20 protein-coding genes are annotated in these 25,077 nt (G+C 62.3%); 9 read left to right on the top strand and 11 right to left on the bottom strand.

The window, feature by feature from the left end:
- The first annotated feature begins 97 nt into the window (after positions 1 to 97).
- The gene (locus tag KKQ10_RS05415; RefSeq protein ID WP_215500474.1) at positions 98 to 727 is read left to right on the top strand and encodes a LysE family translocator; all 630 of its coding nucleotides are present in this window, start codon (positions 98 to 100) and stop codon (positions 725 to 727) included.
- Here the strand turns inward: KKQ10_RS05415 and KKQ10_RS05410 are convergent.
- From KKQ10_RS05410 to KKQ10_RS05380, 7 genes are read right to left on the bottom strand one after another with little or no spacing between them, the layout of a single operon-like run.
- Positions 724 to 2,856, bottom strand: coding sequence for a tetratricopeptide repeat protein (locus KKQ10_RS05410; protein WP_215500473.1), 2,133 nt, complete (start codon positions 2,854 to 2,856; stop codon positions 724 to 726). The genes KKQ10_RS05415 and KKQ10_RS05410 overlap by 4 nt on opposite strands.
- Positions 2,843 to 4,036 carry a DUF3142 domain-containing protein gene (locus tag KKQ10_RS05405; protein WP_215500472.1) on the bottom strand — a complete coding sequence of 398 codons (1,194 nt, stop codon included), beginning with the start codon at positions 4,034 to 4,036 and terminating at the stop codon, positions 2,843 to 2,845. The genes KKQ10_RS05410 and KKQ10_RS05405 overlap by 14 nt, the downstream gene beginning before the upstream one ends.
- Before the next feature lie 48 nt (positions 4,037 to 4,084).
- Positions 4,085 to 4,912, bottom strand: coding sequence for a class I SAM-dependent methyltransferase (locus KKQ10_RS05400; protein ID WP_215500471.1), 828 nt, complete (start codon positions 4,910 to 4,912; stop codon positions 4,085 to 4,087).
- Positions 4,906 to 6,060, bottom strand: coding sequence for an acyltransferase family protein (locus KKQ10_RS05395; RefSeq protein WP_215500470.1), 1,155 nt, complete (start codon positions 6,058 to 6,060; stop codon positions 4,906 to 4,908). The genes KKQ10_RS05400 and KKQ10_RS05395 overlap by 7 nt, the downstream gene beginning before the upstream one ends.
- Positions 6,057 to 6,947 carry a class I SAM-dependent methyltransferase gene (locus KKQ10_RS05390; protein ID WP_215500469.1) on the bottom strand — a complete coding sequence of 297 codons (891 nt, stop codon included), beginning with the start codon at positions 6,945 to 6,947 and terminating at the stop codon, positions 6,057 to 6,059. The genes KKQ10_RS05395 and KKQ10_RS05390 overlap by 4 nt, the downstream gene beginning before the upstream one ends.
- Positions 6,944 to 8,248 carry a glycosyltransferase gene (locus tag KKQ10_RS05385; protein ID WP_215500468.1) on the bottom strand — a complete coding sequence of 435 codons (1,305 nt, stop codon included), beginning with the start codon at positions 8,246 to 8,248 and terminating at the stop codon, positions 6,944 to 6,946. Before KKQ10_RS05385 ends, KKQ10_RS05390 begins: the two co-directional genes overlap by 4 nt.
- Entirely contained in the window at positions 8,242 to 9,870 is a 1,629-nt protein-coding gene (locus KKQ10_RS05380) for a glycosyltransferase (RefSeq protein ID WP_215500467.1), read from the bottom strand. Before KKQ10_RS05380 ends, KKQ10_RS05385 begins: the two co-directional genes overlap by 7 nt.
- A gap of 428 nt (positions 9,871 to 10,298) precedes the next feature.
- On the opposite strand from KKQ10_RS05380, the gene KKQ10_RS05375 reads away from it, so the two are divergent.
- The 8 genes from KKQ10_RS05375 to KKQ10_RS05340 are packed head-to-tail and all read left to right on the top strand — an operon-like array spanning position 10,299 to position 19,304.
- A complete protein-coding gene (locus tag KKQ10_RS05375) occupies positions 10,299 to 11,213 on the top strand; it encodes a GDP-mannose 4,6-dehydratase (protein WP_127649532.1) in 915 nt (304 codons plus the stop codon).
- A complete protein-coding gene (gene gmd / locus KKQ10_RS05370) occupies positions 11,210 to 12,178 on the top strand; it encodes a GDP-mannose 4,6-dehydratase (RefSeq protein WP_025112595.1) in 969 nt (322 codons plus the stop codon). Before KKQ10_RS05375 ends, gmd begins: the two co-directional genes overlap by 4 nt.
- Before the next feature lie 3 nt (positions 12,179 to 12,181).
- Positions 12,182 to 13,624 carry a mannose-1-phosphate guanylyltransferase/mannose-6-phosphate isomerase gene (locus KKQ10_RS05365; protein WP_215500466.1) on the top strand — a complete coding sequence of 481 codons (1,443 nt, stop codon included), beginning with the start codon at positions 12,182 to 12,184 and terminating at the stop codon, positions 13,622 to 13,624.
- Positions 13,624 to 14,421: an ABC transporter permease gene (locus KKQ10_RS05360; protein ID WP_215500465.1), complete on the top strand. Its 798-nt coding sequence runs from the start codon at positions 13,624 to 13,626 to the stop codon at positions 14,419 to 14,421. Before KKQ10_RS05365 ends, KKQ10_RS05360 begins: the two co-directional genes overlap by 1 nt.
- Entirely contained in the window at positions 14,421 to 15,686 is a 1,266-nt protein-coding gene (locus tag KKQ10_RS05355; RefSeq protein ID WP_215500464.1) for an ABC transporter ATP-binding protein, read from the top strand. The genes KKQ10_RS05360 and KKQ10_RS05355 overlap by 1 nt, the downstream gene beginning before the upstream one ends.
- Positions 15,683 to 17,059 carry a glycosyltransferase family 4 protein gene (locus KKQ10_RS05350; protein ID WP_215500463.1) on the top strand — a complete coding sequence of 459 codons (1,377 nt, stop codon included), beginning with the start codon at positions 15,683 to 15,685 and terminating at the stop codon, positions 17,057 to 17,059. Before KKQ10_RS05355 ends, KKQ10_RS05350 begins: the two co-directional genes overlap by 4 nt.
- Entirely contained in the window at positions 17,043 to 18,173 is a 1,131-nt protein-coding gene (locus KKQ10_RS05345; protein ID WP_215500462.1) for a glycosyltransferase family 4 protein, read from the top strand. Before KKQ10_RS05350 ends, KKQ10_RS05345 begins: the two co-directional genes overlap by 17 nt.
- Positions 18,174 to 19,304: a glycosyltransferase family 4 protein gene (locus KKQ10_RS05340; RefSeq protein WP_127649526.1), complete on the top strand. Its 1,131-nt coding sequence runs from the start codon at positions 18,174 to 18,176 to the stop codon at positions 19,302 to 19,304.
- A 114-nt stretch (positions 19,305 to 19,418) separates the two neighbouring features.
- Here KKQ10_RS05340 and KKQ10_RS05335 read toward each other — a convergent pair whose 3' ends face one another.
- The 4 genes from KKQ10_RS05335 to glmS all read right to left on the bottom strand — a co-directional run bounded on the left by KKQ10_RS05335 (position 19,419) and on the right by glmS (position 25,076).
- Positions 19,419 to 21,449: a 2Fe-2S iron-sulfur cluster-binding protein gene (locus tag KKQ10_RS05335; RefSeq protein WP_215500461.1), complete on the bottom strand. Its 2,031-nt coding sequence runs from the start codon at positions 21,447 to 21,449 to the stop codon at positions 19,419 to 19,421.
- A 60-nt stretch (positions 21,450 to 21,509) separates the two neighbouring features.
- On the bottom strand, positions 21,510 to 22,136 hold the full coding sequence (locus tag KKQ10_RS05330; protein WP_215500460.1) for a glutathione S-transferase family protein: 627 nt from the start codon (positions 22,134 to 22,136) through the stop codon (positions 21,510 to 21,512).
- A 101-nt stretch (positions 22,137 to 22,237) separates the two neighbouring features.
- Positions 22,238 to 23,164, bottom strand: a complete 927-nt coding sequence (locus tag KKQ10_RS05325; protein ID WP_215500459.1) for a LysR family transcriptional regulator — start codon at positions 23,162 to 23,164, stop codon at positions 22,238 to 22,240.
- 79 nt (positions 23,165 to 23,243) lie between these two features.
- A complete protein-coding gene (glmS, locus tag KKQ10_RS05320; protein WP_215500458.1) occupies positions 23,244 to 25,076 on the bottom strand; it encodes a glutamine--fructose-6-phosphate transaminase (isomerizing) in 1,833 nt (610 codons plus the stop codon).
- Between the last annotated feature and the right edge of the window lies 1 nt (position 25,077).

The following is a 25,077-nucleotide window of genomic DNA, read 5'->3' as shown; positions in this document are numbered from 1 at the left end:
CCAATCCTGTGGTTTTTTGAAGCCGACTACGCAAGCACCTGCCCCACCCTTCAGCCATAGACTGTGCTCACCGAATCGACCACGAAAGGGCTGCGACATGGCGAGTATCTGGCTGTTTTTTCTGGCATTGGCGGTGGTCTTCCTGTTGCCCGGCCCGGACATGATCCTGTTGCTGCAAACCGGTGCCCGCCAAGGTCGCAGCGCGGCGCTGGCGACCGCCGTGGGGCTGGGGATTGCCCGGGGCTGTCACGTGGCATTGGCGGCGTTGGGCCTGGCCGCGCTGTTCAAGGCAGCGCCGTGGACGTTTGATCTGGTGCGTCTGGTGGGCGCGGCGTATCTGCTGTGGATCGGCATTCAGTGCCTGCGCAGCACATTGCTGCCGAACCTCAATGCAACCCCTGACGCCGACACCCACGGACAATGGCGCGAAGCGATTCGCCGTGGCTTGCTGACCAATCTGCTCAACCCCAAGGCCTTGCTGTTCTGCTCGGTGCTGTTGCCGCAATTCATCGTCAATGACGGCGCACCGGTGCTGACCCAATTTGCCACCCTCGGCGTGTTGCTGGTGGGCGTCGGGCTGCTGTTCGACAGCGCCTACGCCTTGACCGGTGCTGCACTGGGCCGTTGGCTGCAACACAGTCCAACCGCCCAGCGCATCCAGCAATGGCTGTTCGGCAGCCTGTTGATCGGCTTCGCCGTACGCCTGACGTTTGTCCAGCAGGCCTAGGGCTTGCGTGCCTTGCGACGACGACGGATCAACGCCAACGCGCCAGCACTGAGCAGCACCAGGACGCCGACCACCGGCCACTTGTACGGGCGCAACGTATTGCGCACCGCATCGGTGACCTGAGTCACGTAACGCTTGTCGGCGTTTTCGAAATCCGGGTACGGGCACTGATTGCCGAAGTCCACCGCCCACGGCACGTAAGGGCCTTCGTTGACGTAACGGCGATACAGCGCGCTCTGCTCTTGCAGGCTGCTGTTGAAACCGGCGGCATTGCACAACACCGCCGCAAACGCCTGACTGGTGTGCGGCAAGTTGTCGGCGGCACGGCCAGCCAGCGCGGTGGCGACAAAGCGGTAGTGATAACGCTCATTCGGCTGCGCCTGACTGGCCTTCTGACGCTGGACTTCGTCCTCGGCCACCAGCGGCCCGCCTTTCAGTTCGGTGTTTTCCAGGCTGTAGTTGCCGCCAAATGTGGCGTAATCCGGCGCCATCTCGTAACCGAGGATATCCATGCCCCATTCGCGCGCCGTCCATGCCGCGTTGTACAAGGCGCTGGCACGTTTGGTCGGCCACCAGGCGGCATCGGCCTTCATCCGCTGCTCGCCGTAGAGCCGGGCCTTGTGTTGCAGATCGGGATTGTCGAAATAGCCGACCGCTTCCTCGTAATGCCCTTCGCGCAGCAAACGCCGCCCCAGCAGGTTACGCAGGCTGGCGGCGACCGGCAGCGGCACGTAGTTGTCGCGCTGCTGCTGGGTCAGCGCCGGCGGCGCCGGCACGTTGTCATCGACATACCGCTTGAGCTCATCGACCGTCAGCACGCGCTCGGCCACCGTCGCCGCGTCGAACCAATAGATGCTGTTGCTGCGATACAACTGCACGAACGCTTGCAGGTATTCGCCGCGTTGCAGCGCGAGGATTGCACTCTCACCTTCGACCCGGCATTTGGGCTGCAGGGTTTCGTAGTCCCAGTCCGGGGTGCGTCGGTAGCCCCAGTCCTCGTTCTGCGGGAAGGCCTGCGCGGCTTTGGCATAGGCGGCAGCGGCAGCATTCCTGTCACCGTCACGCACCGCCAGTTTGGCCCGCAGCCACCACGCCAGTCCGCCGTCACCGGCGTTCTCGAGAAAAGCCTTGGCACCGGCGTAATCACCCTGTTGATAACTCAATGCCGCCAGGCGATCCGCGTTTTCGAGACTGCCGCGCGTGCTGTTCTGCAGCAGTTTGACGAGTTTTTTCTCGTTCGGTGGTTCATCGCCGTACGACCAGCCAAGCCGGCTGACCAAGGAAGCCGTCACCAACTGCTGCACCGCTTTGCGCTGCAGCAAATCCGCCAGTTCATTCTCAGGCAGCTCAGCCAGTTCATTCATCAGTTGTTTCAGCGAGGTGTAACCCACGGCCGAGCCGTGCAGGTTCTGCGCTTCATACAGTTCGATGGCGCCATTCCAGTCGCCAGCGGTACGCAGCACCCGCGCCTCTTCGCCGAGGCTGGCCACACCGAGTTCCAGCGGATCGCTCAAGCCATCGATGCTCATCTGCCGGGTCTGACGGAACGCCTCGCGCGCCTGCTCCAGCGCTTCGATGGCATCGCCCGCCTCGGCACTCATGGCAAACCAGGTCCGGCCCAGGGAATACGCCGCCCAAGTGCTGCGCAGCGGACGCTGATCGGCCGGCAGCGCCAGCACCTTTTTGAAATACTCGACGGCCAGTTGATGATCGCCCGTGGCAAACGCTACCGCGCCAGCCACATACAGACGGATTTCCGCCGGCAGACTGGCGCCCTGAGCCTCGACCTGACGTGCATCGGTCAGGCCGCGCAGCTGCTTGACCAACGCTTGTTGCTCGGCGCTCAGACCGACCTGCTCGGCTTTTTCGCGAACCACAGCAGGCTCGCTCTCGTCACCGTACAGATCGTCGGGGTTGTGTGTCGCCGCGGTGATGTTCTTCAGCCCGGCAATGGTTTTGCCCAGGCGACTGATCTCGAAGTTGAAGTTGCCCTCCGGCAGATCGGCCAGGGTTTGTCCGCGATTGTCGAGCAGACGCATCGGGAAGTCCGGGCCGCAGGCCAGCGCCGAACCCAGCGGCAGGCTGAGGCTCAGGCAGAGCAGATGGCGGGGCCAGTTACGGGTCAACATGCGAACCTCCTTGATCAATAAATGCACAGCGCACCCAACCGATGGCGCGTTGTCCGCCCGCGGGCAATCGGCCGTCACGCAGGCGGGTGAAGGTAAGCAGATCCGCGCTCTGTTGCAACGAGTAACCGGCGAGCGCATCGGCGCCTTCACAACCGCGCGCCTTCACGCGCAACTGCGCAGGCCAGGCCGCGTCGAGATTACCCGGGTTGGCGAGGTGGATGTCATAGAGACCGTCGTGTTCACTGAAGGTCAGACCGAGCCGGCTGCTCAACGCATCGCCGCGAGCCACGGCGCGCAACGTGGTCAGACTCCAGGCCCGACGGTCATTGGGCAACGGCAGGCGAAACCAGATCAGCCCTGCCAGGTGCGCCGGCGGGTCTTCGCGCAAGGCCTTGGCAAGCGTGCTCAGTTGCAACGGATCGGCGAGCAGCTCCCGGCGTTGCCCATCGCGCTCGACCGGCACTTCACTCTCCACCACCGGAGCCCCGCCAGCATCCGGCAGCAGCGCCACACCGTAGGCCGGCAGCGCCAGATAGAACGGTTTGCGGCTGACCTTGCCCCAGTCGTCGGCCCAGCGCCGCGCCTGCTCGGGATCGAACAAGCCGCGGCGCGGATCACTGACGGCATGCACCTGCAGCACGCTGCTGTCGACCGTGGCCAGCAACGTCGGCAACTGTGGACTGCCGAGCCATGCTGGCAGCGCGGTGATGCTCAGCGGCAACGACGCGGGCAATGCGGAACGCAGATGCGTGAGGAACTCGATGTAATCCGGCAGGCGCGCGTTGCCGGCATCATGGTCGATCTCGACGCCGCTCAGGGTCAGCCCCTGCGTCTGCCAGTCGACGACAACCTGAAGAATCTGCGCCGTGACCTGCGCCTGATCCAGCCCCTTGAGCTGGCCGTCGAGGCGAATCACCGCAATCAGCGGCCGGCCGTCGTGCTTGAGCAACGGCGCATCGATTCGCGCCCGACGCCAGCCATCATTGGGAAAGGCCTGCAAGGCCAGCACGCGCAAGGTCGAGAAGTCGTTGCGACTGTCTTTCAGCGCAAGCTCATGGGCGGGTGTCCATTGGCGCTGCCAAACATAGAGTTGCTGATCGAGTGGCGCTGCGTCCTCGCGTTCACACGCGCATAGCAACAACACAGCCAGCATGGCCGACAACCCGGCGATAAAGCGCATACCTTGCAGATCCCTGAGATATCAGGCTGCAAGGTTACACAAAAGCACTCAGGGCTTGCGGGCAATGATCACCTGACTTTTCGCCACCACCGCATCCAGCGCCTGCTTGATCTGCGCACCACGGGGCGAGTCGAGTACCGCTTGCCAGGTGTCGGCCCAATGATTGAGCAAAGGGTGATCCGGGTTGCTGAAATCGACCTTGGCTTCCCAGAACAGCAGCATCCACATCGACCAGTAAAAACCGTACTGGCTGTGGCTGATGATCTCCAGCCCGGCGTCGCTGACCATCGCCTTGAACTGCTCTTCGCTGATGATGCGAATGTGGTTGGGCTTGCGGAAATACTCCGGCGCTGCAATGTCCTTCTGCAAGTCTTCGGAACTGGGGTGCGGCACGCTCAGCAGGTACAGCGCACCGGACTGGCCAACCCGCACCAGTTCGGCGAGGAACTGTGCCGGGTCGTCGACGTGCTCGATGACTTCGGTGGACACCACCCGGGTAGCGGTGCCGTCGGCAATCGGCAACGGGTTGCAGTCGGTGACGTGGCACTCGACGCTGCGCGCCGGGGTATCGCTCAGGCGTTGGCGGGTGGCCTCGACCTTGGCGCCGTCGATGTCGGCAATGATGATCTTCGCCCCGCGCATGCCGCAGAAATGCACATTTCCGCCGTCACCACAGCCGACATCGAGCAGGGTGTCATCGGCGGTCACCGGGAAGCCCTTGAACAGCTCGCCGGTTTCCTGGTTGAACCAGCCGCTGAGCTTGGCGTCGTAGAGGCCGAGCATGTACGGATCGACCTTGTCCGCCACCGGGGCGGCAGGTTGCGCGGGGGCCGGTGCAGGCGTCGCCGCCGTGAGTTTCTTCAATAGGCTCAGCATGAGGTGGCTCCGGGAGATGAAACGGCAGTTCGGGACGTGTCGAGGCGCCGCACCAGGGCAGCCCCACGATTGCGCATCGGCATTTCGATGAAGCGGTAGTTCAGCTCGCTGAGCAGCACGATCAGGCCAAAGGCGATCAGCAAAGTCAGAATCGGGTGCCCGGCCGGGCTCGGCAAACCGGCAGCCTGCAAGCGGAAGATCAGCTCACGCACCAGCAGATAGGCCGGGATGTGAATCAGGTAAATGCCGTAGGAACGGCTGCCGATCCACGCCATCAGCCGTTGCAGATGGCCCGCCGGCAGCAGGTAATCGCGGTTGTACGAGGCAATCCACACCAGCAGCGCACCGAGCACGGCAATCGAGCCGATGCGATAAGGCGCGAAGGTGAAACGGTCGGTGGCCATGTAACTCATCAGCAGCGCCACACCGATCAGCACTGACACGCCGGCCCACGGACGCCGCAGAAACGTCGGCTGCCAGCGCCAGTACGAAGGTTGCGCACTCCACATCGCCAGCAGCACACCCAGCGCCAGTGCGTCGGTGCGCACCACCATCAGCAACGGCGTGCGCAGGGTGAACAGTTGCACCGCAATCAGTGCCAGCAAGGCCCAGACCAGATGCCTGCGGCACACCAGAATCAGCAGCGGGAACAGCAGGTAAAACTGCTCCTCCAGGGCCAGGCTCCAGTAGACGAAACTGCTGCCGTACTCGTAATGAAAGAAGCTGTCGGCAAAGCGGAAATTGGCGTACTGCAACACCCCCGCCAGCGTCGCCTGCAGGTTGGCGGACAGGCTGCCAAAAGCGCCAGAGCGATTGAGAAACATGCACGCCAGCAGGATCAGCGCCAGCCATAACCAGGCCGAGGGCAACAGGCGAAACACCCGACGCAGCCAGAAATTACGCGTCTGTTGCCAATATTCCTGACGCGTCGTACAGCCTCGCAGCGCGGGGATCAGGCTGCGGGCGATGACAAAACCGGAGATCGCGAAAAACAGATCGACGCCCCACCACGGTTGCGCCCAGGCGTGGACTTTTTCCAGCAGTGGCACGGTGTCGGTGAACAGGCTGCCCTGCAGGTGATGGAACAGCACGCCGAGGACGGCGATGGCACGCAGCACCTCGATGTCCATGATCCGCTTGGCGCTCACGGCTGACTCCCGGTGCGTGTTTCGCCAGTCAGCGGTTTGCGGGCGATGATCACCTGGCTCTTGGGCATGAAGCGGTCGAGCAGTTGCTTGATGACCAGGCCGTCGGGCTGCGCCAGCAGGTCTTGCCAGGTACGCGCCCAGCTCTCCATCAGCGGCGGGTACGGCGCCTGAATCCGGTCGCGCACCGCGCCACCGAGGTCACGGCCGGCGGCGCGTTCGCTGGCCCAGAAGAAGATCATGCCCATCACCCAGAAGAACCCGCTGGCCTGCCGATGCTCGATCACCAGCCCGGCGTTCTGCACCAGGTCGGCAAAGCGCTGCTCGGTGAAAATCTGCACATGATTGGGTGTCTGGTAATAACTGGCCGGGGCGATGCCCTGCTGCAGGTGCTCGCCCACCGGCGCCGGGACACTCAGCAGATACTGCGCGCCGGGGCGGCCCATGCGCACCAGTTCGGCCATGAACGGCTCCGGCTGATCGATGTGCTCCAGCACTTCCATGCACACCACTTTGCTGGCGCAACCGGCGGCCAGCGGCAATGGCAGGCTGTTGCTGACCAGCCCCAGATTAGGTTTGTTGCTCTGCGCTTCAACCTGCCGCGCCAGATCGCGGACCTTGTCATGTTCGCTGTCGGTGAAAATCACCGACGCGCCCTGCCGCACGGCGAACAACGTCGCTACGCCTTCGCCGCAACCGACGTCGAGCAAGGTGTCGTCAGCCGTGATGGCGAAGCCCTTGAGCAATTCGCCGCTGTCGGGCAAAAACCAGCCGTCGAGGATCGCGTCATGCAGGCCCACGTCCCGTGGCGAGACCTGAGCGAGTGGCTCAGGTGCAGATGCAACAGGCAACGGTGCCGGGCGCAAGCGTGCGAGCAGGCGCCGGATCATGCGCTCGAAACTTCCACGGACAACGGCTCGAGGGCCTGCGCGCGCTGGGCAAAAAATGTCCGCAGACGCTGTTCGGCACTCGCCTGACTGCAGAACCGCTGCAGGTTGTGAACGGCATGTTCGGACATCCGCGCATAGCGTTCGACGTCGTTTTTGGCCACCTCGTAACTGGCGCGATACGCCGCGCACAACGAGTCCCAATCAGTCATGTAGCGCAAGGTGCGGTAGGCTGCCCGTGGATCATGGGGCCAGGCCGTGAGCTCGTCGGTGGAATCGACAATGAACGCGTTGTCGCTGTCGACGTAGTCGGCCATCGCCGTGTTCAGCGGCGCAATCGCCGGTTTGCCACAGGACATGAATTCCATCAGCGGCAGGCACTGCCCTTCGCCATAGGAACTGTTGACCACGTAGCTGGTGGCCTGCACCAGCGCTTCGTAATCGGCGTCCGCCAGATAACCGTGGATCAGCACGATCCGGCACTGGTAGGACTGGTTCTTGTACAGGTGATGCAGCATGTCGTTCAGGGCATTGGCGATGTCATGGTGCGTCAGCTTCAGCACCAGGGTGGCATCGGCGACGTCACGGAATGTGGTGCAAAACCCGCTGATCATGTCCTGCCAGTTCTTGCGCCCGTCGTACGGGTTGAACACTGAGGTGTAAACCACGCCGTCCAGCTGCAACTGGCAGTCCTGCGCCGGCCCGGCAAACGACAGCGGCGTGCCTTCGCACAATCCCGGTGGACCGTAGGCGCGCAGATCTACAGTACGGCTGTCGAGCAACAGGCCGCGCAGCTTCAACTGCACGGCTTCGACCACTGGCTGCTTGCGCAACTGCGCGCCACGGGCGGCGAAGCGATCCCACACCGGTGCAGGAATCGCGCAGATCGGGTAGTCCGCGCCCATCACGTCACGGACGGCATCGACCGTGAAACTCGAATGGGTAATCGCCATGCCACAGGCGTTCAAGACCACACGCCAGTCGTGACGCGGTTCGCCGTGCCAGCTCTCGGTGGGGATGGTGCTGAACTCCCAGGCAAATACCGGGATGGTCGGGCAGGCGTAATGAATCGGCGTGCGATGCGGCGGCGAGAACGATAGGAACACGCACGCTTCGCCGCGACTCAGGCAATCGAAGTACAGCCGATCGACCAGTTCGTCCGGGTTGCTCACTTCAATGACTTGCCCCAGACGCTCAAGCACCGGGCGGAACTCCTTGAGCACAAAGTAGTAGCTGTACTCGGGACGTCCGAGGTTCTGCTGGATGTTGCTCTTGTTGGTTTCCGAATGAATGATGATCAGCATGATGCAGTCCCCGCCTCGGCGATCAGCTGTGGGCTTGCACTCGGCGTCAGCTGAAGAAATTGCGCCAGACGCTGCTGCACCGGGGCAAAACTGCAGTACTCGCGCATGCGCTCATTGGCGGCCAGGGCCATGGCCTGATAGGCCGCCGGGTCGTTTTTGGCCATGGCGTAACTGTTTTCGTAGGCCGTTTTCAACGAGCCCCAGTCCGGGCGATGGCGCAGGGTGCGATAGAGGATCCGCACGTCGTCCGGCCAGATCGTCGGCTCGCGACTGGACTTGACGATGAAGCCGACGCGCTCATCGATGTAGTCGTGCATCGCCGTATGGTCCGGTGCAATCACCGGACGGGCACAGGACATGAACTCCATCAGCGGCAGGCACAAGCCTTCGCAACGGGACGCGTTGACGTAAAAGCTGGCCGCACCGTAAAGCCTGGCAAACTCCTCATCCTGCAAGTAACCGTGCATGACCACCACCCGACAGGCGAATGGCGAGAGCTGCGACAACAAGGTAATCAGGTGCACGTAATAGGTCGTCAGATCGTTCTGCGTCATCTTCAGCACCAGCGTGGCATCTTCGACGTCGCGCATGGCCCAGCAGAATGCCGTGATCAGGTGATGCCAGTTCTTGCGCCCGTCTTCGGGGTTGAACACGCTCACATACACCACACCGCTGACCTCGGTCTGCACCGTGGCGGTGGTGTCCGGCAGGCTGGCCTGCGGATGCTCGACCACCGCGGGCGCTTCGCTGTTGCCAGCGTCCGGCGGCAAGACTGCGGGAGCAGGTGCGCGCAAGCGGAACAAGTGGCGGCGCAGGGCGATCGGCAGCAAATCGCGCACGGCTTCGCGATACCACAACAGCAGATTGTGCTTGAGCAGAAACAGCGGTCGGTGTTCGTTGGGGGCCGCAGCCGCCCGCCAGCCTTCGCGCAAGTAATGCCTGGTGATGAACGCACGCCGGCGCAGGGTCAGCTCCGGTGGTGGTGGGGCAGGTTCGGACGGCGCAGCGACCTCGACCGGCTCGCAGGCCTCCACTGCCTGCTCGTTGGGCGTGGGTGCAATCAATCCATCGGCCGACAACCCGAGGGTGCGGCTGTCGATGATGCAGCCCTTGATCTGCAACAACGCGCCCGGGTTCACCGGCGCAGCAGGGTATTGCTGGCGCACGCCGGCGAAGCCTTCCCACAACGGGGTCGGCAACACCAGCACGGGGAAATCTTCGCCCAGGGCCCGGCGAATGGCTTGTGCCGTGTGCCTGGACAAGGTGATCGCACGACCATGGCGCGCCAGGATCCGGCTCCAGTCGTGACGGGAGTCATCATCGCGAGGGTCGACCGGAATCGAGTCGTACTCCCAGGCGATCACGCAAACTACGGGGCATTGCAGATCAGTCGGGGTTTTATGCGGTGGAGCAAACGAAACGAAGAGGCAGTCCTGACCGGCCAGTTGCAGTTGCCGGTACAACGGGTCGACTTCGGCCGCCGACGAGACGACGTGCACTTGCCCAAGGCTTTCCAGTACGGGACGGTAAGCCTTGAGCACGAAGTAATAGCTGTATTCCGGACGCCCCAGACTCTGGCTGATGGAGCGGTCGTTGACGTCCGAGTAAAGAATGAAATTCATGGCATCCCACGGTGAAACCACCATCCCGGCAGTTTCACGCTATGACGGCCAGGCGCTGGATCGAGTCGGGATCACCGCTGCTCGTCCTTCGTCATGGAGCTCGTCTTCGTTCTTGTTTTAGTGGCTGGTTTCACCCTGTTGCGCAACAACCCCGGCGACCCCGGGGAGATGGCGACGAGGGCCATTCTAAACACATCCTTCGTGAATCCGGGAACCGCCCGACGAGAATAAATCGGGCTACGCTGACGAGAACTGACCGGTCACGGTTTGCGCTGTTGAAATTGCTGCGCAATTGGCACAGATTGGTAACAAACAACTACAACAATGACTTCGCCTGTCGTCATGTCGGTCTTTTTCATCCGGCCTGACAGACTTCTCCTCAAAGCCTGTGGGAAAGTGGCGAAAGTTTAAGACCAAGGGGTCGCTGTTTGAAAAAGCGTCTGTTCGTCACGGGCCTGAGTGGATTCGTGGGACAACATCTCCAGTCGCGTCTGGCACAGCCTGATTCGACATGGGAACTGCTGCCCGCCGCCACACCCTACGATCTCACGGCACCGCAAAGCCTCGCCGACCTGTGGCCGCAATTGCCCGACGCGGTGATTCACCTGGCCGGCCAGACCTTCGTTCCCGAAGCCTTCCGCGACCCGGCCCGCACCCTCGAAATCAATCTGCTCGGTACCCTCAATCTGTTGCAGGCGCTCAAGGCGCGCGGATTTCAGGGGACCTTCCTGTATGTCAGCTCCGGCGACGTCTATGGTCAAGTTGCCGAAAGCGCCCTGCCCATCACCGAACTCCAACCGCCCTGCCCGCGCAATCCGTATGCGGTGAGCAAACTGTCAGCGGAGTTTCTCAGCCTGCAATGGGGCCTGAGCGAAGGCTGGCCGGTGCTGGTGGCGCGGCCGTTCAACCACATCGGCAGCGGGCAGAAAGACAACTTTGTCATCGCCAGTGCTGCGCGCCAGATCAACCGCATCAAACAAGGCCTGCAAGCCCCGCAACTGGAGGTCGGCGACATCGACGTCACGCGGGACTTTCTCGATGTCGGCGATGTGATCTCGGCTTATTTCGCACTGCTGGAAAAAGGCACGCCGGGGCAGGTCTACAACATCTGCTCGGGCCGCGAGCAAAGTATCCGTAGTTTGATCGAGCAGATGGGCGTCCTCGCCGAGGTCGACCTGCAACTCGTCCAGGATCCGGCGCGCATGCGCCGTGCCGATCAGCGTCGCGTTTGCGGCAGTCACGCCAGGCTGGCCCGGACCACGGGGTGGACGCCTGAAATCACAACACAACAATCCCTGCGGGCGATCCTGTCCGACTGGGAGCAGCGAGTACGACAAGAATGAAAAGTGCACTGATCACAGGGATCACCGGCCAGGACGGCGCTTATCTGGCCAGACTGCTGCTCGACAAAGGCTACAAGGTTCACGGTCTGGTCGCACGGCGCAGCAGCGATTCGCGCTGGCGCCTGCGTGAGATGGGCGTCGAAGCCGACATCGTCTACCTGGACGGTGACATGGCCGATGCCTGCTCGGTGCAGCGCGCAGTCATCCAGTCGGCACCGGACGAGGTCTACAACCTGGCCGCGCAAAGTTTTGTCGCCGCGTCCTGGAATCAACCGGTGACCACCGGCATCGTCGATGGCCTGGGCGTGACCCACCTGCTCGAAGCGATCCGTCAGTTCAGCCCGCACACCCGTTTCTATCAGGCCTCCACCAGCGAAATGTTCGGTCTGATCCAGGCCGAGCAACAGGACGAGAACACCCCGTTCTATCCACGCAGCCCTTACGGCGTGGCCAAACTTTACGGCCACTGGATCACCGTCAATTACCGCGAGAGTTTCGACCTGCACGCCAGCAGCGGCATCCTGTTCAACCACGAATCGCCACTGCGCGGCATTGAATTCGTCACCCGCAAGGTCACCGACGCCGCCGCCCGTATCAAGCAGGGCAAGCAACAGGAACTGGCCTTGGGCAACATCGACGCCAAACGCGACTGGGGTTTTGCCGGTGACTACGTCGAGGCCATGTGGCTGATGCTGCAACAGGACAAGCCTGACGATTTCGTGGTCGCCACCGGCGTCACCACCACCGTGCGCGAAATGTGCCGCATCGCCTTCGATCACGTCGGCCTGAACTACCGCGACTACGTGAAAATCGATCCGGCGTTCTTCCGCCCGGCCGAAGTCGAAGTGCTGCTCGGCAACCCGGCCAAGGCGCAGCGTGTGCTGGGCTGGAAACCGAAAACCGACCTGGACACCCTGATCCGCATGATGATGGATGCGGACATGAAACGCGTCGCCAAGGAGTAGGTCATGCTCATTCCCGTGATTCTGTCCGGCGGTGCCGGTACGCGTTTGTGGCCGGTGTCCCGCGAAGGCCATCCCAAGCCGTTCATGGCCCTGCCCGACGGCCAGTCATTGCTGGGCAAGACCTATCAGCGTGCCGCTGCATTGCTGGACGGTTGGGGCGACATCGTCACGGTGACCAACCGCGAGTACTACTTCCAGAGCAAGGATCACTATTGCGCTGCTCACGTATCGCGCCATCGCGGGCACTTCCTGCTGGAGCCGACCGGACGCAACACCGCCCCGGCGATTGCCGCCGCCGCCCTGTCGCTGCAGGCATTGCACGGTGACGACGCCATCATGGTGGTGATGCCGGCCGACCATTTGATCGTCAATCAGGAAGCACTCAAGAGCGCCGTCGAACACGCCGTCAATCTGGCGAAGGACGGTTATCTGGTGACCTTCGGCGTGGTGCCGACCGCGCCGGAAACCGGCTTCGGCTACATCGAGACCGGTGCACCACTGGATGCCAAAGGCGCGGCCAAAGTGCAGCGCTTCGTAGAGAAACCCGATCTGCAGACCGCCACGCATTACCTGGAAAGCGGCAACTTCCTGTGGAACTCGGGCATGTTCTGCTTCACCACTGCCACCCTGATCAACGAGCTGCAACTGCACGCGCCAGAGCTGCTGGAACAGACCCGCGCCTGCATGGCTGCCAGCGCCCCGGTGGAAACTGTCGGCTGCCTGCAACAGGAACTGTCATCGGACCTGTTCGCTGAAATCACCGACATTTCCATCGATTACGCGTTGATGGAACGCTCGGAAAAAGTCGTGGTGGTGCCCGCCGGTTTCGACTGGAGCGACATCGGTTCATGGGGCGCCGTGGCAGCGCTGGTACCGGCCGATGCCGACAACAATCGCGCCAGCGGCGAAGCGATCTTTATCGACAGTCACAACAATTTCGTGCAGAGCGAAGGCCGGCTGGTGGCCGCTGTCGGCGTGGATAACCTGATTATCGTCGACACCGCCGACGCGGTGCTGGTGGCCCATGCCGACCGGGCCCAGGATGTACGACGCGTGGCCAAGCAACTCAAGGACAAATCTCACGAAGCCTATCGCCTGCACCGTACGGTCAGCCGCCCGTGGGGCACCTACACCGTGCTCGAGGAAGGCCCGCGCTTCAAGATCAAGCGCATCGTGGTCAAGCCCGGCGGCAAGCTGTCGCTGCAAATGCACCATCACCGCAACGAACACTGGGTGGTGGTCGAAGGCATGGCCAAGGTCACCAACAACGGCACCGGTACCCATCTGGTGGCCAAGAACGAATCGACGTTCATTGCCGCCGGGCACCGGCATCGCCTGGAAAACCCCGGCGTGATCGACCTGGTGATCATCGAGGTACAAAGCGGCGAATACCTGGGTGAAGATGACATCGTGCGCTTCGAAGACCAATACGGCAGGACGGTTTGATGCTGCTTTCCCTGTACCGCTCGCTGCGCAGCTACCGCGGATTCATCCTCGGCAGCGTCAAACGCGAGTTTCAGGCGCGTTATCGCAATTCGCTGTTCGGCGCGTTGTGGACCGTGCTCAATCCGTTATCGATGATCGTTGTGTACACGGTGATCTTTTCCCAGATCATGCGCGCGCGCCTGCCGGGTGTGGATGACGGCCTGGCCTACAGCGTGTACCTGTGCGCCGGCCTGCTGACCTGGGGGCTGTTTGCGGAAATCACCTCGCGCAGCCAGAGCATGTTTCTGGAAAACGCCAACCTGCTGAAGAAGATCAGCTTCCCGCGCATTTGCCTGCCGGTGATTGCGCTGCTCAACGCCGGGATCAACTTCGCGATCATCCTGGCGCTGTTCTTCGGCTTTCTGCTGATCAGTGGACGCCTGCCCGGCATGGCCTTGCTGGCGCTGATTCCACTGCTGATCGTGCAAGTGATCTTCGCCGCCGGGCTGGGGATGATCCTCGGCATTCTCAACGTATTCTTCCGTGATGTCGGGCAGATGTTCGGCATCTGCCTGCAGTTCTGGTTCTGGCTGACGCCAATCGTATATCCGCTGTCGATCCTGCCGCCGGGCATCCAGCATCTGATCAGCCTCAACCCGATGACGGCGCTGATGACCAGCTACCAGAACGTGTTCCTCTACAACCAGTGGCCGAACTGGCCGTCGCTGATGCCGTTGCTGATTATCGGCCTGCTGTTCTGCGCCATGGCCCTGCGCCTGTTCCGACAACGTGTCGGCGAAATGGTGGATGAACTCTGATGGGACATATACGCGTCAGTGGCCTGGGCAAGGCCTACAAGCAATACCCCAATCGCTGGAGCCGGTTGTTCGAGTGGCTGGTGCCGTTTTCGGGCACCCGGCACCACTTGCACTGGGTCCTGCAGGACATCGATTTCGAGATCCAGCCCGGCGAAGCCGTCGGCATTGTTGGGGTCAACGGCGCGGGCAAAAGCACCCTGCTGAAGATGATCACCGGCACCACGCAACCAAGCTGCGGGCAGATACAACTGCAAGGCCGCGTCGCCGCCCTGTTGGAACTGGGCATGGGTTTTCACCCGGACTTCACTGGCCGCCAGAACGCATTCATGGCCGGCCAGTTGCTGGGCATGCAGGTCGAAGAGATCGAAGCGCTGATGCCGCAAATCGAAAGCTTTGCCGAAATCGGCGAAGCCATCGATCACCCGGTGCGCACCTACTCCAGCGGCATGCAAATGCGCCTGGCCTTCAGCGTCGCCACCGCGCGCCGTCCGGACATCCTGATCGTCGATGAAGCGCTGTCGGTGGGCGATGCCTACTTCCAGCACAAAAGTTTTGAACGCATCCGCAACTTCCGCAAGGCCGGCACCACCCTGCTGATCGTGTCCCATGACCGCTCGGCGATTCAGTCGATCTGCGACACCGCGATCCTGCTGGAGAACGGGCGTCTGGCCATGCGCGGCAAACCCGAAGAAGTCATGGACTACTACAACGCCATGCTCGCCCAGCGCGAAGGCCAGATCGTGCGTCAGGAAATGCTCGCCAATGGTCAGGTGCAAACCATTTCCGGCACCGGTGAGGCCGGGATTGTCAGCGTGCGCCTGCTCGACGCTCAGGGCCGCAGCCTGGAGGTCGCGGAAGTCGGCCAGCCGGTGGTGCTGGAAGTGCAAACCGAGGTACGCGAGGACATCGAGCGGCTGGTGCTGGGCTTTCTGATCAAGGATCGCCTCGGCCAGGCGATCTACGGCATCAATACCCACCGTCAGGATCAGGCGATTACCGACCTGAGTGCCGGTGAACAGGTGACCTTCCGCTTCACCTTCGACATGCGCCTGGGCAAGGGCAGCTATTCGGTGGCGCTGAGCCTGTCGCGCCTGGACTCGCACCTGGACCGCAACTTCGAATGGCGCGATTACGGTCTGGTTTTCCACGTCATCAACAATCGTCAGGAAGACTTCGTCGGCTGCTCATGGCTGCAAGCCCGGACCGACATCAGCCGTTCCCGTGAACGCACAGAGCAATTGCCTGACAAGGAGATCTCGCGATGACACGACTGTTGGTGGAGTGCACGTACGTCTTCGAACACCCGTCCGCCAACTCGGGCATTCAACGGGTGGTGCGCAACGTCATTCAACAGTTGCCCGACGCCAGCGCCGAGCGCGAATGCATCCCTGTGGTGATGCTCGACGGTGCCCTGTATCAGGTGAAAAGCCTGGCCCCGATAAAAACGCCGAAAATCAATCTGACCAGCCTGCGGGTGAAACTGGAACAGTGGGCCAACGGCTTCTGGCTGCGCCATCGCGCCCTGGAACGACGCCGCCCTTTCAGCCGGTCGCATTTCGCCCGACGGGTGTTGTACGTGCTCTGCCGGCTCACGGCGTTTGCCTGTTTCAGCCTGCCGATGCGCGTGCTCGCGCGCCTGCTCAAGGGCAAGCCCGTGCCCGAGCGCTGCGTGCCCTTGCAACATCAGGCCGGTGATCAACTGGTGTTGCTCGACTCATCCTGGCACGCCAATTTTTTCCCTTTGGCCGAACAGCTCAAACGCGATGGCGTGGGCATCGTTTCGGTCATCTACGACCTGATTCCGCTGACCCATCCGCAGTTTTGCGATGCAGGCCTGGTCAAGGTGTTCAACGACTGGTTTGACTGGATCGCGCGCACGGCTGACGGCTATGTCGCGATCTCGACCACCATTCGCGATCAGGTGCGCCAGGAGATGTTGCGCCGGATCGGCACACAACAGGTCCAGCAGCGCTGGTTCGACTATTTCCATCTGGGTTCCGAACTGGACCTGAGCGACGCCGCCTCTGAAATCGATCGCAGCCTGCTGAACATGTTCAAGTCCCCGGAACCGGTGTTCCTGATGGTCAGCACCATCGAACCGCGCAAGAACCACGCCTACCTGCTCGATGCCTTCGAACGGGCCTGGGCGGCCGGTTCCACGGCGCGGTTGTGCATTGCCGGGAAAATCGGCTGGAAGTGCGAGGCGCTGATCGAGCGGATCCGCCAGCATCCGCAACTGAACCGTCGCCTGTTCATGTTCAACACGTTGTCGGACAAAAGCCTTGAGCACGCCTATTCCCATGCCACCGCGCTGGTGTTCCCGTCGTACGTCGAAGGATTCGGCCTGCCCTTGGTGGAAGCCATGCAACGCGGACTCCCGGCGATGGCCAGCGACATTCCGGTATTCCGCGAAATCGGCGGCGATTACATGGCGTATTTCGATCTGGACAACCCGCAGAGCCTCACCGACCTGGTGATCGAAATGGAGCGCTCGGGGGTGTTTCCGGCACCCATGGGCCTGGACCAGTGGCGCTGGCTGAGCTGGCGTGAAGCGAGCGCGCAACTGGTCCAGCGTATCGAGCGCAACCTGAACCATTCCCTGCCCGCGCCCGAGAGCCAGCATGCGCATTGCTCTTAACGCGCGGATTCTTCAGGCGCCACGCACCGGCATCGGCCATTACGTCGCCGAACTGGTCCGCGCCTTGCGCAGTACCACCGATGTCGAGGTGGCGTTATTTCATGGCTGGGGCTGGAGCTCGGCCCTGCCGGATGCGGCCATGCCCGGCTACTCGCGGCTGACGCCGCTGCTACGGCAGATCCCCGGGGCCTATCAGGCGCGACGCTGGCTGGAGCAGAAACGCTTCGATCAGGGCCGTACGCAAGACCTCGACCTGTATCACGAACCGAGCCTGTGGCCGCTGGCCTTCGACGGTCCGACCGTGATCACTCTGCACGACCTGACTCATCTGCATTTCCCTGACACCCAACCCGCAGCGCGCCTCAAGGAAATCGAACGGCGCCTGGCCGCTGGTGTGCAACAGGCGCAGCGAATCATCACCGACTCACAGGCGATTGCCGATGAGGCTCAAGCCTATTTCGGCCTGCCGGCCGAGCGCTTTGTGGTTGCGCCACTGGGTGTAGCCGAGCGCTTCCACCCACGAGAACCGCAGGCCATCGAGGCGGTACTCAAGGCGCATGCCGTTGCCGCGCGCGAATATTTCCTGTGTGTCGGCACCCTGGAGCCGCGCAAGAACCTGAGCCTGGCCCTGCGTGCCCATGCCCTGCTGCCGGAGGCCGTGCGTCAGCGCTTTCCGCTGCTGATCGTCGGCATGGCGGGCTGGCAACAGACCCAGTTCAGCGACGAACTGCGCCAGGCGCTGGCGTCGGGGCACGTTTGCCTGCTCGGCTATCTGCCCGATGAACAGGTGGCGCAACTGCTGGCCGGCGCCCGGGCACTGGTGTTTCCATCGCGGTACGAAGGCTTCGGTCTGCCGGTACTGGAAGCCATGGCCAGCGGCACCCCGGTGATCCTGACCCGGTCTTCAGCCATGCCGGAAGTCGCCGGCGCGGCCGGCAACTATATTGAACCTGACGATGCACACGGCCTGCGCGATGCGCTGAATCGCCTGATCGACGATCAAGCGCATTGGCAGGTCTGCCGAGAAGCCGGATTGCACCGGACGCGGCTATTTTCCTGGGAACGTTGCGCACAGGCCACCGCCGGTGCCTACCGCCAGGCCATGGGAGGCTGAATGCGAGTGCTTCATTTCTTCAAAACCTACTTGCCCGACTCGGTCGGCGGTATCGAACAGGTGATCTTTCAGCTGTGCGAGAGCGGCGCGCATCACGGCATCGACGGCCAGGTCCTGACCCTCAGCGCCGACCCGACGCCGCCCGTGGTGCAACTGGGCCAGCACGAAGTACACCGTGCCAGACTCGACATTCAGTTCGCCTCCACCGGGTTCTCCTGGAGTGTGTTCAAACAGTTTCGCGAACTGGCCGCCGAAGCCGATGTGGTCAACTACCACTTCCCGTGGCCATTCATGGACCTGGTGCATTTCGCCAGTGGCATGAACAAACCGAGCGTGGTGACCTACCACTCGGACATCATTCGCCAGAAGCATCTGCTCAAACTCTACCGGCCGCTGATGAACCGCTTCCTCGCCAGCGCCGATCGGATTGTCGCGGCCTCGCCGAACTACCTGCACACCAGCGACGTGTTGCAGCAGTTCCAGGACAAGACCCGGGTGATTCCATACGGTTTGAACAAGGCCGGTTATCCACAGGCCGACAGTGAACGCATGAACCGCTGGCGCCAGCAGCTTGGGGATAAGTTTTTCCTGTTTGTGGGAGTCATGCGTTACTACAAGGGCCTGCACATCCTGCTCGACGCCTTGAAGGACGTGGACTATCCGGTGGTGATCGTCGGTGCCGGGCCGCTGGAACTGGAACTGCACGCCCAGGCTGCTGCGTTGGGTCTGCGCAACATCCACTTCCTCGGACGCCTGGGCGATGAAGACAAGGTCGCCCTGCTGCAACTGAGCTACGCCATCGTGTTCCCCTCGCACCTGCGTTCCGAAGCGTTCGGTATCTCGCTGCTCGAAGGCGCCATGTACGGCAAGCCGATGATCTCCAGCGAAATCGGCACCGGCACCAGCTACATCAATATCCACAACGAAACCGGCCTGGTGGTGCCACCGAGCAATCCACAGGCGTTTCGCGAGGCGATGCGCACCTTGTGGGAAAACCCGGAGCGTACCGCCGCCATGGGAGTGAAGGCCGAAGCGCGTTACCGGCAGTTGTTCACTGCCGATGAAATGGGCCGCAAGTGGAACGAGTTGTATCAGGAGTTACTGCAAGAGAAAGACCTGTCCTACGCCTGACCTGAGACACGACATCAATCTTCTGTAGGCGCTGCCGAAGGCTGCAATCTTTTGATTTTAGAAACCCAGAATCAACAGATCGCAGCCTTCGGCAGCTCCTACAGGGGGAAAGCGTTACAGATCCAGCACCAGCAATTGCTCACTCTGCGCCGGCACTGCGCAGCAAATCAGCACCTGCCCCGCCTCTGGCATGTCCGCCGGAGGCTGTGGATAATTCACCGCGCCGCTGATCAGGCGTGTCTTGCAGGTGCCGCACGAGCCACCCCGGCAACTGAACTCAGGGCGCAGCCCGCGACTTTCCGCCAGCTCCAGCAGACTGCCGCCGTCCGGTTGCCAGCGCGCCTCTTTGGCAGAACGTTCGAACATCACCGGCACTGACGTGATGGCGGCCGCTGGCTGCGCAATGACCACCGCATCCGGGTCCGGCTGGCGCTTGAGCGTCGAGGGGCCGAAGGTTTCGGCATGGATCCGTGCATCGCGAATGTCCAGGTCGCGCAAGCTGTCGTACAGGCCTTGGGTGAAACCGCCGGGGCCACAGACCACAAAATCGATCTGGTCGTAATCCTCGACTTCCAGCAGATCGCGCAGCAGTACCCCGTCGATGCGCCCGAGGCGGTCGAAATCTTCGCCCTCGTGCACATCGGCCTCAGGCTGGCTGAGCAAGCGCATCACCCGTACCGCATCGCCCGCGCTTTCCAGCAAACGATCCAGTTCCTGGCGAAACGGCTGATCGGCCAGGCTGCGCGAACTCTGCAGCAACCATGTCGGTCGGATTCGGCGCGTGCGCAGGCCTTGGTACACCACCTCGCGCAGCATCGACAGCAACGGCGTGATGCCGACGCCCGCCGCCAGCAGCACCAACGGCCGGCGTTCCAGCGGCGCAACCGTGAAATGCCCCTGTGGCGCCCGCGCTTGCAGCACATCGCCGACGCGGATCTGCTGATGCAAGTGCGTTGAAACCAGGCCCTCGCGCTTCACACTGATGCGCAAGAAGTCGTCCGATGGCGCACTCGACAGGCTGTACGTGCGGATATGCGTTTCACCGTCCAGGGTAAAGCGCAGCGGCAAATGCTGCCCGGCCTGAAACACCGGCATCCCCGCGCCATCGTCCGGTTGCAGATAGATCGAGCGGATGTGCTGGCTCTCCCGTTCGATGCGCGTCACCCGCAGCGGTCGCCAGCTGTCACCGAGCGCCTTGGCCTGCAAACGTGCATCGGCCTGCTCCCAGGTACCGGTCAGCAGACTGGTGGGCGACATGCCCTCAAAGCGCCAGCGCAAGGCCAGTGCCGCCGGGCGCCGCACCCGTTTCTCCACCTCGAATGTCCACAAGCGCTCGGCGCCTTGAAACGCTTCGATCTGCGGCCCTTCAAGGATGATCTCGGTACGCCCGCTCAATTGCAGCACATCGCCTGTGGAAAAGTCGATGAACAGCAGGCCTGCACGCGGGTTCAGCAGCAGATTGCCGAGGGTATTGAAATGCAGGTTGCCGGCAAAATCCGGGATGGTCAGGCGATTGCCCTCGACCCGGACGAAACCGGCCTGCCCGCCGCGATGGGAAACGTCCACCGCACGTTGTCCGGCGACATCGACGTAGCTGGCGACAAAGAAGGTATCGGCGCCTTCGATCATGGCCCGGGCCGCGTCATCAAGACCGTCGCCATGCTGCGCTGGCCGGGTCTGCAGATCGCTCAACGCAACACGCTGAAACTGGCGCAGTTGAATGTATTGCGGACAGTTGCCGAATGACTGATCCACCGTGACTGCGAAACCGCTCGCGTCGAGATCGCCGACGCGACCGTTGAGGCGGTTGCGCCGCCGGGTGTGCAGTTCGATGCCCAGCAAACCGATGGCCGCGCCGCCGAGCAACTGCGCCGGATCATCGGCCGCCGGCAGACTGGATATTTGCAGGTGCTGCGGATCTGGCGAACCGGCGAACCCCGGCGCCCCTTCGAGCACGCTGGCCCAAGGACGACCGCCGGCATCGACCGCGCCGTACAGCATGAACGGTAATTGCTCATAGAATGCGCGGTGCTGATCCGGCATCCAGTCGCGAATCACCTTACGGCCGAAGGCCTCCATGCGTTCGGCAACCCCGACATGGGCCTGCAATTGCTGCTCGCCAGCGTGCCACGGTGAACGTTCCATCACGCATCTCCCCGCGCCGCTGGCGCAATGTGGAGGGCCCGGACAGACCGGGCCGGGTCTTCAGGCCGTTTTTTGCAGACCGGCGACGGTACGCGGCATGCCGACAAAACCGGGCAACGCTTCGACCCGCGCCAGCCAGGCACGAACGTTGGCGTAGTCGTCCAGCGACACGTTGCCTTCCGGCGCATGGGCGATGTAGCTGTAGGCGGAAACGTCGGCGATGGTCGGCTCGCTGCCGGCCAGATACGGGGTCTTGCCCAGTTCCAGCTCCATCACCTTGAGCAGGTTGTGCGCACGGGTGATGAGTTCTTCAGCATTCAGTTGTGCACCAAACACCGTGATCAAGCGTGCGGCTGCCGGCCCGAAGGCAATCGGCCCCGCCGCCACCGACAACCAGCGTTGCACCCGCGCAGCACCCAGCGGATCGGTCGGCAGCCAACGGCCATTGCCGTACTTGAGCGCCAGATACACCAAGATCGCGTTGGAATCGGCCAGCACCACACCGCCATCATCGATTGCCGGCACCTGGCCGAAGCTGTTGATCGCCAGATACGGCGCCTGCTTGTGTTCACCCTTGGCCAGATCGACCAGGATCAGTTCGGTCGGCAGTTGCAGCAGGGACAACATCAGCTCCACCCGATGGGCGTGGCCGGAACGCGGGAAGTTGTAGAGTTTGATCGCTTGCATGGTCGACTCCGCTGGAGGTGGCGCCGTTCGGGATGGCAGCGCCGTGGACGTCATCTTCCACCTATCCTCAAAGCAACAGAATCACCAGCAATCGCAATCGATTATTTCACCGGATGAAATAACGCAGCGTTCTGCAGCGCCGGATGCTCACGCAACACCTTCACCGCATGGTCGACAAAACTGCGAACCCGCGCCGGCGCCTTGCGCCCGCCCTGATACACCACATGAATCGGCAGCGGCGGCAGTTCGAAGTCGGCGAGGACAATTTCCAGTTCACCTGAGGCCACCTTGCCGGCGACTTGATAGGACAACACCCGGGTCAGCCCCACCCCCAGGCAGGCAGCGGCAATCGCCGCCTGATTGGCGGTGACCACCAGCCGAGGCTCGGGCCGCACACTGATCACTTCGCCCTGATCCAGAAACGGCCAACTGCGCAACTGACCAATGGACGAGGGCGCCACCACCGACGCACCGGCCAGCGCCTGCGGATGCTCGGGACGCCCGTGCTCAGCCAGGTAATCCGGTGAACCACAGATCACCCGCCGCACCTCGCCGACACGGATGGCGTGCTGATTGCTGTCCGGCAAATCACCGATGCGCACCGCGACATCGATGCCCTCCTCGACCATGCTCACCACCCGATCGACCAACAGCGCATTGATCGAAACGTCCGGGTACTGCGCCAGATAACCGGCCATCAACGGCGTGACAAACAGCTCGCCGAACAATACCGGCGCGGTCACCGTCAATTGCCCACGGGGCTGGGCGTGACTGCCGGCAGCCGAATCCTCGGCTTCCTGCACCTCGGCGAGAATTCTCCGACAGTCTTCCAGATAACGCTGGCCGGCCTCGCTCAGATGCACACTGCGCGTGGTACGGATCAACAATTGCGTACCGATCCGCTGCTCCAGCGCCGCCACTGCCCGAGTGACACTGGCCGCCGACAAGCCAAGACGCCGCGCCGCCGCCGAAAAGCCTTGCTCCTGAGCCACCGTGGCGAAAATCTGCATTTCCTGGAAGCGGTCCATGGATGCCCTCGAGTCAGACAGATACAAAAATCGCAGCCGAGGCTGCGATTTTTGCGGGTAGTTATTAGCTGTGGATAACTTATTCCACCGTCACCGACTTCGCCAGGTTGCGCGGCTGGTCGACGTCGGTGCCCTTGAGCACGGCGACGTAGTACGAGAGCAGCTGCAGCGGAATGGTGTAGAGGATTGGCGAGAGGATGTCGTGGATGTGTGGCATCTGCACCACATGGGTGCCTTCGCCATTGGTCATACCGGCCTTCTCGTCGGCGAACACGATCAGTTCACCGCCACGGGCGCGGACTTCCTGCAGATTGGACTTGAGCTTCTCCAGCAGTTCGTTGTTCGGCGCGACGGTGACCACCGGCATGTCGTTATCCACAAGTGCCAACGGACCGTGTTTCAGCTCGCCAGCCGGATAGGCTTCGGCGTGGATGTAGGAGATTTCCTTGAGTTTCAAGGCGCCCTCCATCGCTACCGGGAACTGCGCGCCACGGCCGAGGAACAGGGTGTGTTTTTTCTCGGCGAACAGCTCGGCGATTTTTTCCACCGTGCTGTCCATCGCCAGCGCTTCGCCCAGACGGGTCGGCAGGCGACGCAGTTCATCTACCAGCGTGGCTTCGACGTCTTTGCCCAACGTGCCGCGCACCTGGCCCAGCGACAGGGTCAACAGCAACAGACCGACCAGTTGCGTGGTGAAGGCTTTGGTCGATGCCACACCGATTTCGCGACCGGCCTGAGTCAGCAGGGTCAGATCGGATTCGCGCACCAGCGAGCTGATGCCGACGTTGCAGATCGCCAGGCTTGCGAGGAACCCCAGCTCCTTGGCATTGCGCAGCGCGGCCAGGGTGTCAGCGGTTTCGCCGGACTGAGAAATGGTGACGAACAGGGTGTCCGGCTGCACCACCACCTTGCGATAACGGAATTCACTGGCGACTTCGACCTGGCACGGAATACCGGCCAGCTCTTCGAGCCAGTAACGCGCGACCATACCGGCGTGGTAGCTGGTACCGCAGGCGACGATCTGTACGTTACGCACTTTGGCGAACAGTTCGGCGGCTTGCGGGCCAAACGCTTGCACCAGCACCTGATTGTTGCTCAGGCGACCTTCGAGGGTGCGCTGAACCACAGACGGTTGCTCATGGATTTCCTTGAGCATGTAGTGACGGAATTCACCTTTGTCGGCGGCCTCGGCACCGTCGCTGTACTGTACGGTCTGGCGCTCGACGGTCTGACCGTTCACATCCCAGATCTGCACGCTGTCGCGGCGAATTTCGGCGATATCGCCCTCTTCGAGGTACATGAAACGGTCAGTGACCTGACGCAGGGCCAACTGGTCCGACGCGAGGAAGTTCTCGCCCAGACCCAGGCCGATCACCAACGGGCTGCCACTGCGCGCGGCAACCAGACGATCCGGCTGTAGTGCATTGATCACCGCCAGACCGTAGGCACCGTGCAGTTCCTTGACGGTGGCCTTGAGGGCAACGGTCAGGTCGGGCTGGTCCTTGAGTTTGTGGCTCAGCAGGTGGGCGATGACTTCGGTGTCGGTGTCCGAGGTGAACACATAACCCAGCGCTTTCAGTTGCTCACGCAGGGCTTCGTGGTTCTCGATGATGCCGTTGTGCACCACGGCGATGTCCCCGGAGAAATGCGGGTGCGCGTTACGCTCGCAAGGCGCACCGTGGGTGGCCCAACGGGTGTGAGCGATACCAAGACGCCCCACTAGCGGATGTTCAGCCAATGCAGCTTCCAGTTCGCTGACCTTGCCCGGGCGGCGCATGCGCTCAAGCTTTTCATCGTTGGTGAAAACCGCCACACCGGCACTGTCATAGCCGCGGTATTCAAGGCGCTTGAGGCCTTCAAGCAGGATGGCGGTGATATTACGTTCAGCCACTGCGCCGACAATTCCACACATG

The sequence above is a fragment of the Pseudomonas sp. MG-9 genome (genome assembly GCF_018729515.1).
In the GTDB taxonomy this organism is placed as follows: Bacteria; Pseudomonadota; Gammaproteobacteria; order Pseudomonadales; family Pseudomonadaceae; genus Aquipseudomonas; species Aquipseudomonas serboccidentalis.
This window is presented reverse-complemented; position numbering and strand designations above follow the sequence as displayed.